Below are 13,955 nucleotides of genomic sequence, written 5' to 3'. Positions count from 1 at the left end.
TCATTTTGCCTTTTTTATTTTCTTGCTCGTAAAAAAAGAAAATGAAAAAATGATGTAAAGAATGATCTTCTTGTGTAAAACCCGAACTGTAAATTAATACAGCTAGGTTCTAACTACCAAAATGGATAAGGATCAGGAGGATAAGGACGAGAAAAATCAATTCGAAGAAATGATTCAAGGCCTAATCGACAATAAGTATGGTTGTAGTAATAACTTCATAGATTTTAATACTGTTACAGGTCTTCGGGACAACCTTCAGCGTGAAAACCAGTCTGGTAACCTGCAAGTTTCGGGAACAGGCAACAAGCAAGATTATAAACAAAATGCGCTAGTAAGAGGTGATAAAATCAAATGGATTGATGAGAAAAGTATCAACCAATTTGAAATGATCTACAATAAAAAAGTAGGCAACTTTATTTCACACTTAAATAAAACATGTTTTACCTCTATCAAGAGTTTTGAAAGCCACTATGCCAATTACGAGCAAAAGAGCTTTTATAAAAGGCACTTGGATCAATTCAAAAATGAAAAAGGCAGGAAATATTCCATTGTACTTTTCTTAAACCAAGACTGGCAAACTGAAGATGGCGGCATGCTTTCTCTGTATCCTGAAGGAAGTGATCAGCAAGATATCTCCCCTATTGGCGGAAGAATGGTATTCTTTCAAAGTGATGAAATGGAACATGAAGTTCATCCCTCCTTTACCAGAGACCGGAGAAGCATAGCTGGATGGCTCAAGGATTAGCTTACCTATTATAATTTGACTATTTCAGAAAAAAAGGTGACCTGTTTCCAGATCACCTTTTTGCTTATCTAAGAAATTTTAATTAAGCCAAATCATAGCGATCAAGCATCATTACCTTATCCCAAGCTGCAACAAAGTCCTTCAAGAATTTCTCCTTGGAATCTGAACTTGCATAAAATTCAGATAAGGCTCTCAGCTCAGAATTTGATCCAAAGATCAAATCAGCTCGAGTTCCTGTCCATTTCACTTGGCCTGTCTTGCGATCTGAACCTAAGAAAGCATGCTGTCCTTTATCTGCAGCTTTCCAAGTAGTACCCATATCTAGGACATTGACAAAGAAGTCATTGGTCAAAGCTCCAGGTGTGGTGGTGAAAACGCCATGCTTGGAGTTGTCATAATTCGTTTCCAAAACTCTCAACCCTCCAACAAGAACTGTCATTTCTGGAGGAGTTAATTTGAGCAATTGAGCGCGATCTACCAACATTTCCTCAGCAGAAGCTTTATGGGTAGGTCTAAAATAATTACGGAAACCGTCCGCTGCTGGCTCCATAGCTGCAAAAGATGCTACATCTGTTTGAGCTTGAGAGGCATCAGCACGTCCTGGAGTGAAAGGCACAGTAATGTCTTTTCCAGCATTTTTAGCAGCTTTTTCTACCCCTGCACATCCTGCCAATACAATTAGATCAGCCAAAGAAATTTGCTTTCCAGAAGCATTGAATTCCTTCTGAATCTCTTCCAATTTCCCAATTACTTTTCCAAGTTGAGAAGGATTGTTTACTGCCCAATATTTCTGTGGAGAAAGACGTACACGAGCGCCATTGGCACCCCCACGCATATCGGATCCACGGAAAGTAGAGGCAGAAGCCCAAGCAGTAGAAACTAATTCAGAAACAGAAAGTCCCGAATTTAAAACTTTTGCTTTTAGAGCAGATACGTCTGAATCATTTACTAATTCATGATTGACCGCTGGAATAGGATCTTGCCAGATCAATTCCTCTGTAGGAACTTCTGGACCCAGATAACGCTGAATTGGACCCATATCTCGGTGAGTCAATTTGAACCAAGCTCTTGAGAAAGCATCAGCAAACTCATTAGGATTCTCGAAGAATCGTCTGGAAATCTTCTCATATGCTGGATCCTCCTTCAAAGCCAAATCGGTAGTTAACATAGCGGGCGCATGTCTTTTTGACGCATCATGTGCATCAGGAACAGTTCCAGCTCCCCCCCCAGCTTTCGGTGTCCACTGATGTGCACCTGCTGGGCTCTTAGTCAACTCCCAGTCAAAGCCGAATAAATTTTCAAAGAAAGTATTATCCCATTTTGTAGGAGTCTGAGTCCAAGTCACCTCAAGACCTGACGTAATCGTATCTTCTGAGTGACCTTTTCCGAAGGAATTTTTCCAACCTAAGCCCATCTCTTCAATACCTGCCCCTTCTGGCTCATGACCTACAAACTCCCCTGGATCTGCTGCACCGTGAGTCTTACCAAAGGTATGACCACCTGCGATCAGCGCCACAGTCTCCTCGTCATTCATTGCCATACGGCCGAAAGTCTCACGGATATCGTGTGCCGCTCCGATCGGATCAGGTTGCCCTTTTGGTCCTTCTGGATTCACATAAATCAATCCCATGTGAGAAGCTCCAAGAGGATTTTCTAATTCTCTTTCTGCACTTCCTGCATATCTATCCTGATCACCAAGCCATTCTCCCTCAGATCCCCAGTAGATATCCTCTTCTGGCTCCCAAACATCTTCTCGACCACCAGCAAAGCCGAATGTTTCTAATCCCATTGTTTCCAAAGAGACATTTCCAGCAAGAATCAATAAATCCGCCCAGGAAAGCTTATTGCCATACTTTTGCTTGATAGGCCAAAGTAAATAACGAGCCTTATCTAGATTGGCATTATCAGGCCAGCTATTTAGCGGTGCAAATCGCTGAGAACCTGATCCTCCACCACCTCGGCCATCAGCGATACGGTAAGTACCTGCACTGTGCCACGCCATCCTGATAAAAAATGGTCCATAATGTCCAAAATCTGCCGGCCACCAATCCTGAGAATCTGTCATTAAATCAGCAAGATCTTTTTTCACAGCCGCTAAATCCAATTTCTTAAACTCTTCTGCGTAGTTAAAATCGGGATCCATAGGATTAGACTTTGAAGAATTCTGACGCAGAATATTCAAATTCAACATATTTGGCCACCAGTCGCGATTCTTAGTTCCACCGCCTGCAGTTTGGTGAATTGCTCCACTAGTAAAAGGGCATTTTGCTTCACTGTCATTTACATCCCATACAGGATCTGTATAGTCATGACCGTTTTCTTTGTTATCCATATGATTAGGGTTTGTGTTTATATTTTATGAAAGCTAATTTACAATAAGCATTGTACATGTAATCAAAAATTCAATTGATAAAAACTATGAGTCTTTTACACATACGATTGTGGATGTCATTTTTGCGGAAAATGACAGACTTTCAAAATACCTAAAATCTTGGAGACTTCGTAATTTGTAGCCTCTGATCACCAAACTTCAATTTGCTTATTTTCTTGAGTTTTCAATAAAAGTTGGTATTTTGAAATCGTTAAATCATGGAGGACTATACTTTTTAACATCTCTATCTTAAACCCATTTTAAATTCAACCCATTATGGTAGCACTTCTCATTATTGCCGGAATCATTTTGTTTCTGAGCATTATTCTAATTGGCATTTTCAATCAATTTGTAAAAAACAAAAACACCGTAAAAGACGGCTGGAGTAATATCGATGTAGCACTTAAAAGACGCTATGATCTAATTCCTAATTTGGTCGAAACAGTAAAAGGCTATGCAAGTCATGAAAAAGAAACGCTTGAGGCAGTGATACAAGCTAGAAATGCAGCGATGGCAGTTCCGTCTGATGACATCAATCAACAAATTCAGGCCGAAAACCAGCTTCAAAAAACCCTACGAAGCATCTTTGCTTTGAGTGAAGCTTATCCCGACTTGAAAGCGAACACCAACTTTCTCCAACTACAGGATAAACTCAACGAGATCGAAGAAAATCTAGAGCGCTCAAGACGCTATTACAACGGAACCGTTCGTGAAAACAACACCTATGGAGAAAGCTTCCCTGCAGTAATTGTCGCTGGCATGTTCAATTATCAGCATTTTGACTATTTCGAAGCTGAACCGGAAAGCCGTGAAAATGTGAAAGTGAGTTTTTCTTAATTGTAGGATAAAACCTCAAACTTTAATTGCGCTCTGCAGGTACATGAGCACTAATATGAAAAAATTCGCATTTCTATTCCTACTATTTTTTACACAGCTTGATACCTATGCACAGGATTTCACCGTCACTTCCTATTCAGTGGATATTACTATCCACGAAGACGGTTACTTTGACGTAATCGAGAAGTACGATATCTTTTTTAAGGATCCGAAGCATGGAATTTATCGGGACATTCGAACTTCATATGACTTACTTACAGAAGAAGGCACACAAGAGACTCGCAAGATTAAACTAAGTAACATCGATGTTCCTGGTTACAAGTTCGATGCTCCTGCTGCATTTGCACAGAAAATGTCCGACAACCTTCAAATCAAAATTGGTGATGCAGACATTTATCTCGAAGGTCCTCAACAGTACGAGATCAAGTATAGGGTCGAGAATGCCTTTCTCCATGAAAAAGAAGCAATCCAGTTCTATTGGAACATCAAGCCAAGTGATTGGTACGCCCCTTTCAATACTATTGAGTTCAAGGTTCATTTACCTGAAGGAGTCACACTAGATGAAGGGGATTATTTTCTCTATTCCGGCGCTATTGGCACCGCTTTATCCTCATCTGATTTTGACACTTCTTATTCTAATGGAGTCTTCTCGGGTTCCACCAAACCAGATGTGATTTCTTTTGACGGAGAAGCAGTTACAGTACTGTTAAAATTGCCTCTGGGAAGTATCAAAGAAATCAAACCCATCTGGCCATTTTGGACAAATTATGGATGGGTAATCATCCTGACCTTAGTTTATATCGCATTTCATGCCATCTGGAAGAAGCATGGTAAGGACGATCATGCCACCACTACAACGAGCTACTACCCGCCAAAAGGAATGGATCCAGCCATGGTAGGCTACTTAATCGATGATTCCGGCGATACGGCAGATTTGATTTCTCTTATTCCATTTTGGGCCGCACGCGGTTATTTGACTATAGAAGAAATTGATGAAAAAGGATGGTTTGCAAAAGATGATACTAGGCTTAAAAAATTGAAAGAGCTAGAAGATGAAGCGCCGATATATCAGCGCCAACTTTTCAATGGGTTATTTGCGTCCAAAAGTGAAGTGCTTGTCAGTAGTCTCAAAGAGAAGTTCTATACCACAATGAGTACTGCGACGAGTGGCTTAAAAGATGCAGCCCAGATTTACTACGTGAACAAATCACGCAGAATAAAGAATTACACCATTATAGGACTAGTCGTATTACTATTCATCCTAGTCCCTAGTTTCCTCTTCTTTTGGGGGATACTAGCTGCAATTTCGGTTGGAGTTTCTCTACTTTTCTTAATGGTCATGAGCCAGTTTTTGATCAAAAAGAACAAAGAAGGCACGATGATACTATCCGAATTGAAAGGCTTTAAGCAGTTTATCAAAGTGGCTGAAGAAAATAAACTCAAAATGTTGCTCAAGGAAGACCCTTCCTATTTTGAATCTACCATGAGCTATGCGTTGGCATTTGGAATGTTTGACAAATGGGCAAAGAAATTTGATTCTCTAAATCTGCAACCACCCACTTGGTATTATTCTTCCACAGGAAGGATGATGTCTATGAATCATTTTTCCAAATCCTTCAACAACTCCATCAAATCCACTCAATCCACTATGGTAAGCTCACCTGCAAGTTCAGGCGGTTCCGGTGGTGGATCATCCGGAGGAGGTTTTGGCGGAGGTGGCGGCGGAAGCTGGTAATTAAAATTTATGACCATCTGCAATGGTGCCAGTAGCCAAAATTTCTATGCTCCCCTGGACAGAAGACCGAAGACAGGTGACCGAAGCGACCTCAATTTAAGTGTTAACCAAAGCCTCTAATGCTTTTGTCTAATACTTGGTAGAAAAGCAGGTTTACATATTTTTATTTAACTAAAGTAATACATGAAAAGATCAATCATTTTTATCCTCTCATTCTTTGTCGTTGACTGTAAAGGCGCAAGATTCAAGAGACCAATACCTGAGTAAAGTTCAAACACTTGACAGCACCATCGAAACACTTTATGGAGTGATTTCTGGCAAAAAAGGTGAAGAGAGAAATTGGGAGCTATTTAAATACCTTTTCCATCCAGATGCTAAGTTGATTCCTACAGGGAAAAATCAAGCTGGTGCAATCGGAGCCACCTTCATAACCCCAGAAGATTACATAGCTAGAGCTGGAAAAATGTTGGTAGACATCGGATTCTTTGAGAAAGAAAGCCACCGAAGTGTTGATACCTTCGGTAATATCACACAGGTTTTCAGTACCTATAATTCCTATAACAATGAGTCTATGGACAAGCCATTTATGCGAGGAATAAACAGTATCCAGCTACTCAATGATGGCAATAGATGGTGGATCATTAATATCTACTGGATGCAGGAATCTCCAGAAAACCCAATTCCAAAGAAGTATTTGTCGAAGAATTAAACATCTATACTTTTTAGCTTGGATAAATTGAAAAGAACAAGTCAGGAGACCTTGCGCTAACTTCACCGATTCACTTGGCAATTTATTAAATCTGAAATCCTATGAAAAACAGTGTATTTATAGCCACCAGCTTGGACGGTTTCATCGCTGGAAAAAATGATGAATTAGACTGGCTATCTACTTTTCCTGAAATAGATCATATCGACACTGGATTCAACGAGTTCACTTCCCGAATCGACGCCCTGCTGATGGGAAGAAATACCTTTGAGGTTGTCGCGGGTTTTGAAGGTGAATGGTTCTACACCAAACCAGTGTTTGTGTGGAGCAATTCCTTGACAGAGATCCCCGAAAAACTCAAAGACAAGGCCTTCCTAGTCAAAGGAAGTATCGCAGAAGTACTTTCGGAAATTCATGATAAAGGCTTTCACGATCTTTATATCGATGGAGGCAAAACCATTCAGAGCTTTCTAAAAGAAGATTTAATTGACGAAATGATCATTACTACAATCCCTGTGTTATTGGGATCAGGCATTCCAATGTTTGCAGAATTACCGAAACGATTGGTATTTGAATGCATCAGATCAACCCGGTTTTTAGACAAAGTCGTACAAAACCATTTCGTCAGATCTAGGTAAAATTACATCGGAAGAATAAGTAATATTTGAGGTTCTATTTATCTAATTAAACTACTGCCTTACTACAGCTTTTTTCTCATTGGTTGATCTTTATTAGTCTGTTTAGTTGCAACTCGTCTTCTTTTTGATCGACACTTTTTAACTAATCCTTATGCTTAATGAGGTCGTTTGAAATTTCTTATACGTCTATAAACTTTGCGCCGTCGCGCCTTTGCGGGATCATTTCCCCACTTACCTCGCTGTCCAGCCACCATCCACAGTCAGCATCGAGCCCACCATGTAGGTTCCGGCATCCGAAGCCAAGTAGATCGCAGCTCCCTGGATTTCTTCCAATCTCCCCCATCTGCCAAGTGCAGTAGCACCCACAATAAACTTTTTCCCCTCTTCTGTATCGGCAATCGGCGAGTTCATTTCCGTCAAAAATGGTCCAGGACAGATCGCATTCACTGTTATATTGAATGGTGCAAATTCCAACCCAAGTGCACGGGTCATCTGAACGACCGCACCTTTGCTAGATGCATACGGAGTTCTATTGGATAGCCCAACCAAACCCAAGGTGCTCGCAAGATTTATAATACTTCCTTTGCCAGCTTCTTTCATATATGGAGTCACAGCCTTACAGCAAAGCCAAGTACCTGTCACATTGATATCCATTACTTTGCTAAATTCCTCCAGTTGCAATTCATCGATCGCACCGCGAATATTGATTCCTGCACTGTTGATCAGGATATCTATACTTCCAAAGGCATCAAAAGCCGCTTTTGCCATAGCTTCTGTCTGATCCTTATTCACTACATCCGCTTCAAAAGCAATTGCTTTCACTCCATATAATTCAGCGATTCTCTTAGCTGATTCCTCACCTTCTTTCAGTGTTCTACTTACTAACATCACATTTGCTCCAGCTGAAGCAAGTCCCTCCGCCATGGCTAAGCCAAGTCCTTTTGAACCACCGGTGACGATGGCTGCTTTTCCGCTTAGGTCAAAAAGTTTGATTCCTGGTAATTTTTCAGACATGATAGTTATGGGTTAATAGGTTAATGGTTAGATATTAATTATTGATTTATATGTATATCCACTTTTCTGCCAGTATAGCATTAAAGGAAGTGGTTAAAGCTAGGATTGAGGCTACTTCGGTCACCGGTCTTCGGTCTTCGGGCCAGCAAACCAAAGAAAATAAGACTAGGTGCATCATTACTGATAATCACATTGATTTTACACATTTTTTTAGAAAACACTTAATCCAATCCTAAAGAATTTCTGCTGTAACTCAAGCAGGAAACAACGTTCTGCTCTTCATAAGCTAATTGCTCTTCTTTAGACATTCCTGTTACATGCGGCAATTCGCCCTTGAATTCATTTTGTTGGATCAAGCGATCCATCCTAGCTACATCCAATCCAGACAAGTGGTCGAAGGTTCTGTAATAGCTTTCGGTCAAAGTTGGGATTTCCAGCGGATCACGAGTGATCATCTCTAAGCTAAAGTTGATGTCTGGATTATGCTTTTTACATAAGGCAACAGCTGATTTCAGATCAACGACTCCCTCGCCCAAGGGCACCTCAGAAAGCAAAAATCCATCGGTATAGCTTTTCACACCCATATCTTTCACATGCGTAGAAAAGGCATAAGGAGCCAAAGTTTCGATAACTTCATTTGGGTTCTCCATGAAAGATAGATTATTACCGAAATCCAAGGTCACTCCCACCCATTCGCTTCCTAGGTTAACAATAATTGCTTCCAGCTCTTTAGCCGTCCAATCCTTATGATTTTCTACCGCCAACTTAATCTTATGTTTTCTTACGACAGGCTCGGCCAGTTCTATGGATTGTAACGCGTTTTTTCTAAACTCCTGAAATTCCTCTTTTGTCTTAAAATTCACGTATCTACGTCCGCTTAAACAGGCAGTTCTAAGTAGGCTTGCACCAGCTTCCTTCGCAGCTAAAACTTCTATTTCAAATTTCGCCAACTCATCTTTTGACTTGGGAAGCGCAATACTTCCTTCCAGATACAAACCAGTTTTTTCGCGTACATCGCGCACTTGTTTTGCAAAATCGGTAGCCCATCCATTCACGACTGTCTGAACCCCTCCTGCTCCTATAGCCTTGCAATGCTGCATCAAACTGAGTGCATTTTCAAAACCGGGATATCTTGAGCTAGGGGTATCAGAATGCCATCTAGCAGCATAGGAATGCACGACTATTCCCATCGGAACATCCTCTAGAAAATCCGGAATACTAGGCATTGGAAAGCTCATCGCCATTGCGCCCAGGCTAGCTGTTTTAATGAAATTTCTTCTGTGTGCATCAAAGCTTGCGATTTTGGCATTCAGGTCTTTCATAGGTCAGGGTTTTGGGGCTTCATCAGGAGGCAAAGCTTCTATATACTCATTCAACTCAGCAGCTTTCCAAGGATACACTCTTCCCTGAGTTGTTAAGCGAGTTTTGCTAATTGTACGTCCAGTAATTGCTGGAGCTTGATTGCCCCACTCATTTCTAATGTAAGTCAAAATCGCTGCAATACTCCCATCATCCATGGTAGAATGAGCTGGCATAACAGGAAGAATATCAGGTGCATCGTAGGTTTTTCCAGCCACATCAATCGGACCTTCCAAACCATGCAGTAAAATCATCGCAAGTCTTCGCTCGTCTCCCAATACCCATTCAGAATCCGCCAAAGGTGGCCCCATTCTAGTAGCTCCTGCTCCATCCGAACCATGACATCCTGCACAAGTGACCAAAAATTTCTGTCTGCCTTGAGCAAACTGCTGCATTCCCTTTTCATCCAATTGACTTTCGGAAATTGCCTTTTCTGAAGGCACAAACCCAGGCCAGGAAAATATTCGCATTAGCATATCCAGACGATTTTCATCTATCGGGAGGTCAGTTCGTTTGAAAAGCGCAGGTTCTGATTTAAGTGCTATTGGTTCTTTACCTTTTAGGTTTGCTGCCTGGATAGACATTGCGGAAATCAATATATTCTCTTTCCAACCAAGTTCTTTAGTATCTGCCAAGGTCAAAAGACCATTGACTTCAGATGCTTTCCCATTTTTCAAAACTGAGGTAGCAAGTGTTTCAAGAAAAATCTCTTTGATCTGATCCTGATTTTCCCAATCCGAAGAGCCCCATAACTTTTGCAAGAAATCATATTCTCTTCCAGCCAAACTGCTCATCATTGCATCCCGAATCAGTGGATCTTCTCCATATTTATTGAAAATGGCAGTAAGCACCTTTTCATCATCACTCGCAGTAAGCACATAGCTACTCAAGGCAAGTTGAAGAGCTTCTGTATGTGTTGCTTCCGTAGCCGCATCCTGCATAGCTCTTGCTAGTTTGGATCCTGTAGCAGAAGATGCTTGCGCAAATGGCTCTAACAGTCTAAGCGCAGTACTTTGTATCAAGCCAGAAGATTGCTCGAAAACTGAAAAAAGAAAATCTTCGGAAAGTATGCCCAGACCTTCCAAGGTCCAAAGTGCATGAAATCGGCCCATCTCGCTAGAATTAGAATCAGAAACGACTTTCATCAATCCTTCCTTCACACTTTTATCATTTCTCTCCACCAACAGTCGCTGAGCCATATCTCTGTACCAGCCATCTTTATCAGAAAGAAATCCGATTAGTTCCTGATTACTTGCTTGAGAAAGTTTAGGCATCACTCTGGTAGCTGCTCCCTCAGGAACAATCCTCCATATCCTACCTAAATGGACTGGCATCAAAAGACCCCGACCAGCTGTTTGCTCGGTGAGATAAGGTGTCAAATATTCGCCGTGCTGAATCAAGCCACGATACATATCTGCTACATATAATGCGCCGTCTGGTCCGGTTGCAAAATCGGATGGCCTAAAACGCTCATCAGTAGATGCCAAAAATTCTTTGCCCGGATTAGGATCGTTGCCAATGACGATATTTCCATTCTCTGACAGGACATTTCTCTTTATCAAATTGCCAGCAGGTTCTGCCACGAAGGCATTTCCATAATACTCCGAAGGAAAAAGTGTACTTCTGAATACCAATGGAGAACATGCTGCGGTGAATTCCATGAGTTTCTGATTCTCATCTAGAACTCCCGGTATATAGCCCCTATTGACTGCCGGCGTAGGACGAATCGGATAAACTCTGCGATCCTGCGCCACTCCATAATCTATTCCTGTGGATGGGCTATGATTGGGATTTCTTGAAAGGTAATTTGGCGGAACTAGATCTGCGTGAAGCTGTGACCAATTGTAATTGTAAAATAACCTACCCTGATCATCCTGACTGATTCCCCACTGTCCACGGAATTCGGTCAATTCTCTGATCCATTCTCCATCTTGATATTTATATCTGATTTTTGACTTGGCATTGTAGTACCAGTTATCCACATTCCTCAGCAAACCATTATCCGAATGCTCAGGATTTCCCGAAGAAGCATAAGTAGAATCAAGAAGAACCTTAGTATCCGCCTTGAGGTCTCCATCCAGATCTTGGGTAACCCAAAGTGCTTTGTTTTCTGCTACCAAAACTCCATCCGCAAAAAATCCAAGGGCACGAGGCATAATCAAGCTGTCCATATAGATGGTGCTTTTGTCCATCACGCCATCACCGTCTAAGTCCTCCAACACGGAGATTCTGCCTATGGGTTTATCCTCTTCAGACCCCAACGTGTCCGTCATAAATCCGCGCATCTCTATCACCCAAAGTCGTGCATCCTCATCGAAAGTGATAAAGACTGGATCCTCCACCATAGGTTCGGCGGCAACCAATTGGATTTTGAGTCCTGATTCTAATTGAAAAGTCTCTAATTCTTCCTGTGCTGATCTTGCTGGTGAAGGGGCTGAGGGGTCTTCCTTGACTGTTTTGGCACAAGAAGCCAGAATCATTACTATGAAAAAGTAAGGAATACTACGGGTAATCGACATACTATAAAACGGAATTTTGGGTTTGAGCAAAGCTCCCTAGGTAAGCAGACCATTTCAGATTTGAAATACTTAAAAAAGGGACTGTACAATTTGAAACATATTCGGCTGATACACAAGCTAGATTTTATGAATGTCTAGATAGATCTATAGAAAACCTTCCTCCTCTCGCTATCATTTTTACTATATTAAAAAAATCTTTAAAACATTTTCCTATGCTTAAAAACAGTTTGCTCGCCGCTATCCTACTTCTTTTTTCATTCTATGTAGTTAAAAAGGAAGTGCTTGAAGTCGCTGCTCCAAGTTCCGTCACACTTATCGAATCCGAACTTTCATGGAATGGAGATTCTTTGCCACACTATCCTCTTTCAAAGCCCAATATTTCAATTCTAAAAATCACTATTCCTGCCCATTCTGAACTCCCACTGCATTTTCACCCTGTGATCAATGCCGGTGTACTGCTCACAGGAGAGCTTTATGTGATCGATGAAGATGGAAATGAGCTCACGCTTAAAGCTGGTGATCCCATCGTAGAAGTGGTGAATAAAAAGCATTTGGGTAGGAATACGGGCGATGTAGATGCTGAAATCATTGTCTTCTACGGTGGAACGCAGGGAATGAAGATTACTGAAAAAGTACAATAGTAATTTCCAAGCCTTAACTTTGCCGAAAATACGCGCACATGAACTTTTCAGATTTAGGACTTTCCAAGCAAATACTCGACGCCATCAAAAAAGCGAATTACGATAGCCCCTATCCTATTCAGATAGCGGCCATCCCCGCGATTTTGCAGAAGAAAGATGTGCTAGGAATCGCACCTACTGGATCTGGTAAGACTGCTTCTTATATTTTACCTATACTCCAAAGGCTTCAGGAAAAAGAAGCTAATAAAGGGCGAATGATTCCGATTTTGGTACTGGTACCTACTCGGGAACTGGCAAGTCAAGTCGCTGAAGTAACTGAGAATTTCGCACGTTTTCTGAATAGACCGGTAAAAGCATTGGCTGTTTTTGGTGGGGTTTCCATCAATCCACAGATGATGAAAATCTATGGGACGGATATTTTGGTAGCCACTCCGGGCCGATTATTGGATTTGCTCTCCAAGAATGCTCTCAATCTAAATCAGGTAGAAATCCTCGTTTTGGATGAAGCAGACAAGGTTTTGAATATGGGATTTAAAGAGGAAGTGGATCTGATCTTAGAAAGACTGCCAAAAAAACGTCAAAACATACTTTTCTCAGCTACAAGTGAAGAATCTGTAGAAGGCTTGATCAACGAGATGCTCCATGAACCAGTTCGTATCTCTGCTGAACCGGATACTGTTTCTCCGGATCTTATCGAACAGTATGCGTACCGTGTTCCGATGGAGCAAAAAGGGCCCTTTCTTCGTTATTTGATTAATTCTGGTGATTGGTCACAGATTTTGGTTTTTGCTTCATCTATCCGTGCAGCAGATAACATCGTCACCAAGTTGGGAAAAAATGGCATTGATGCACTGGCATTTCACGGGGACAAAAGCCAAGGTGCTAGAACGGAAGCTTTGCATACATTTAAATCTGGTAAAACGAGAATTCTTGTAGCAACTGATTTGGCTGCGAGAGGAATTGATATCAAATTTTTACCCTTAGTAATCAATTACGAATTGCCTCGTTCGCCAAAAGATTATGTGCATAGAATCGGTAGAACTGGCCGTGCTGGAGCAACTGGAGAAGCTATTTCTCTAGTATCAGAGGAAGAATTGCATCACTTCAAAATCATCCAAAAGAAGATGAAAAAGCATGTGCAGCTGAGAAGTATTGATGAGATTGAATTTTAAGGATTATGTTTCCCGCAGATTTTCGCGGAAAACTATCGCAGATTTCCGCAGATCTTATATCGTTTTCACTTTGAGTAGAAAATCAAAAAATCCGAGTCTCTCTGCGTGTCTTTTCTGCGTTAATCTGCGGTAAATAAATACACTCATTCAGTCACAGGATAGCTATTCTCTCAAAAGAATATATTTTTAGACTATTGTTACCACCTAACTTTAGTCTG

At 41.2% G+C, this 13,955-nt stretch carries 11 protein-coding genes; 7 read left to right on the top strand and 4 right to left on the bottom strand.

The annotated features are described in order from the left end of the window. Positions 1-121: 121 nt before the first annotated feature. Positions 122-745, top strand: coding sequence for a 2OG-Fe(II) oxygenase (locus BM291_RS04995; protein ID WP_092895076.1), 624 nt, complete (start codon positions 122-124; stop codon positions 743-745). An 82-nt stretch (positions 746-827) separates the two neighbouring features. Here BM291_RS04995 and katG read toward each other — a convergent pair whose 3' ends face one another. Then, complete coding sequence (gene katG, locus BM291_RS04990; RefSeq protein WP_092895075.1) at positions 828-3,077, bottom strand: catalase/peroxidase HPI; 2,250 nt, start codon at positions 3,075-3,077, stop codon at positions 828-830. A gap of 315 nt (positions 3,078-3,392) precedes the next feature. Between katG and BM291_RS04985 the strand changes: the two genes are divergently transcribed. The 4 genes from BM291_RS04985 to BM291_RS04970 all read left to right on the top strand — a co-directional run bounded on the left by BM291_RS04985 (position 3,393) and on the right by BM291_RS04970 (position 7,032). Further along, positions 3,393-3,953: a LemA family protein gene (locus BM291_RS04985; RefSeq protein ID WP_092895074.1), complete on the top strand. Its 561-nt coding sequence runs from the start codon at positions 3,393-3,395 to the stop codon at positions 3,951-3,953. Between the two features lie 55 nt (positions 3,954-4,008). Next, positions 4,009-5,688 (top strand): DUF2207 domain-containing protein, encoded by a 1,680-nt coding sequence (locus BM291_RS04980; protein WP_092895300.1) that lies wholly within the window; start codon positions 4,009-4,011, stop codon positions 5,686-5,688. Between the two features lie 217 nt (positions 5,689-5,905). Continuing rightward, positions 5,906-6,397: a hypothetical protein gene (locus tag BM291_RS04975; RefSeq protein WP_092895073.1), complete on the top strand. Its 492-nt coding sequence runs from the start codon at positions 5,906-5,908 to the stop codon at positions 6,395-6,397. A 101-nt stretch (positions 6,398-6,498) separates the two neighbouring features. After that, complete coding sequence (locus BM291_RS04970; protein WP_092895072.1) at positions 6,499-7,032, top strand: dihydrofolate reductase family protein; 534 nt, start codon at positions 6,499-6,501, stop codon at positions 7,030-7,032. Between the two features lie 231 nt (positions 7,033-7,263). Here the strand turns inward: BM291_RS04970 and BM291_RS04965 are convergent, their stop codons facing one another. The 3 genes from BM291_RS04965 to BM291_RS04955 form a co-directional block, all read right to left on the bottom strand. Beyond that, positions 7,264-8,046, bottom strand: coding sequence for an SDR family NAD(P)-dependent oxidoreductase (locus BM291_RS04965; RefSeq protein ID WP_092895071.1), 783 nt, complete (start codon positions 8,044-8,046; stop codon positions 7,264-7,266). Between the two features lie 221 nt (positions 8,047-8,267). After that, on the bottom strand, positions 8,268-9,368 hold the full coding sequence (locus tag BM291_RS04960; RefSeq protein ID WP_217647291.1) for a sugar phosphate isomerase/epimerase family protein: 1,101 nt from the start codon (positions 9,366-9,368) through the stop codon (positions 8,268-8,270). 3 nt (positions 9,369-9,371) lie between these two features. Further along, on the bottom strand, positions 9,372-11,924 hold the full coding sequence (locus BM291_RS04955) for a DUF7133 domain-containing protein (RefSeq protein ID WP_092895070.1): 2,553 nt from the start codon (positions 11,922-11,924) through the stop codon (positions 9,372-9,374). A 212-nt stretch (positions 11,925-12,136) separates the two neighbouring features. Here BM291_RS04955 and BM291_RS04950 point away from each other — a divergent pair, with 212 nt between their 5' ends. Continuing rightward, positions 12,137-12,565, top strand: coding sequence for a cupin domain-containing protein (locus BM291_RS04950; protein WP_092895069.1), 429 nt, complete (start codon positions 12,137-12,139; stop codon positions 12,563-12,565). 38 nt (positions 12,566-12,603) lie between these two features. Beyond that, positions 12,604-13,737 (top strand): DEAD/DEAH box helicase, encoded by a 1,134-nt coding sequence (locus tag BM291_RS04945; RefSeq protein ID WP_092895068.1) that lies wholly within the window; start codon positions 12,604-12,606, stop codon positions 13,735-13,737. Positions 13,738-13,955: the final 218 nt, after the last annotated feature.

This window comes from Algoriphagus aquimarinus (assembly GCF_900112005.1).
Classification (GTDB): domain Bacteria; phylum Bacteroidota; class Bacteroidia; order Cytophagales; family Cyclobacteriaceae; genus Algoriphagus; species Algoriphagus aquimarinus.
Note: the sequence above shows the minus strand (reverse complement) of the source record. Positions and strands in the feature narration are given on the sequence as shown.